We start from the raw sequence: 435 nt of genomic DNA, 5'->3' as shown, positions 1-435 counted from the left end.
TTGATAGGTTCGAGGTGGAAGCATGGTGACATGTGGAGCTGACGAATACTAATAGATCGAGGACTTAACCATATAATATGAAGCAAATGTTATCTAGTTTTGAAAGAATATAAAAAACTTGTTGACTTTAAAAGTTAAATGAGTTACAATAATTCTTGTCTTAAATGAATACAGTCTGGTAATGATGGCAGAGAGGCCACACCCGTTCCCATACCGAACACGGAAGTTAAGCTCTCTAGCGCCGATGGTAGTTGGGACCTTGTCCCTGTGAGAGTAGGACGTTGCCAGGCAATTTGGAGGATTAGCTCAGCTGGGAGAGCACCTGCCTTACAAGCAGGGGGTCGGCGGTTCGATCCCGTCATCCTCCACCATTTAGCCGACTTAGCTCAATTGGTAGAGCAACTGACTTGTAATCAGTAGGTTGGGGGTTCAAGT

1 tRNA gene and 1 rRNA gene are annotated in these 435 nt (G+C 44.6%); both read left to right on the top strand.

Annotation, left to right across the window (positions count from 1 at the left end):
• Positions 1-174: 174 nt before the first annotated feature.
• A 5S ribosomal RNA gene (gene rrf, locus ACXVYO_RS02155) occupies positions 175-290 on the top strand.
• A 5-nt stretch (positions 291-295) separates the two neighbouring features.
• Positions 296-371: transfer RNA gene (locus ACXVYO_RS02150), tRNA-Val, on the top strand.
• The last annotated feature ends 64 nt before the right edge of the window (positions 372-435 follow it).

The organism is Bacillus sp. BC08 (assembly GCF_054326875.1).
Note: the sequence above shows the minus strand (reverse complement) of the source record. Positions and strands in the feature narration are given on the sequence as shown.